A 590-nucleotide genomic window follows, 5' to 3' on the forward strand; every position below is an offset into this window, starting at 1 on the left:
GGTCGAACAGTGAGGCCTACGGCCCGCTAGCGCGAGGGGCGTTCTACCCGTTGCGGCAGTTTGTGCACTACAAGGCAGCCAGAGCAGGGGTGAAGGTGGTGGTGGTCCGCCTGCCTACAGCTTGCAGACCTGTCACCGGTGTTTGTGGCTTGGGCAACGGGAAGGGAAGCATTTTCGTTGTGTGAACCCGGCCTGTGGTTGGGAAGGGGATGCAGATTTGAACGGTGCCAACGTCATTGCGCTTTTGGGGGTCGCTGTAAACCGGCCCAGGGGCCTGTGGTTGGCTTGCCAACTGCAGGGCTACCGTTCGCGTCAGCGGCGCGTAGCGCTTAAAGCCCGCTCCGTACCGCTGAGCAGTCGGAGTCGGGTAGTTTACTGGATGCGCCAGACAGATGTCCGCCGCCAAGTTAAGCCCAATTCACCACAAAAGTGACATTCTCCCGTCACCGCGACCTTCCCAACATCACTGGGGGGAATCGCCTGGGCAGAGCGCAGAACCTAGAGCTCCCCGAACTCCTCAACAGTTAGACGGTTTGGCAGCCTTCCCCAATTGGACTAACGGCGGGTGCGGGATCGAGTCAGCCTTCGGA

1 pseudogene is annotated in these 590 nt (G+C 60.5%); it reads left to right on the top strand.

Features of this window, described 5'->3' with window-relative positions:
* Positions 1 to 433: pseudogene (locus NW853_RS12945) on the top strand (zinc ribbon domain-containing protein); the annotation flags it as partial.
* Positions 434 to 590 lie beyond the last annotated feature (157 nt).

The sequence above is a fragment of the Synechococcus sp. H55.11 genome (assembly GCF_047462475.1).
Taxonomy (GTDB): Bacteria; Cyanobacteriota; Cyanobacteriia; order Thermostichales; family Thermostichaceae; genus Thermostichus.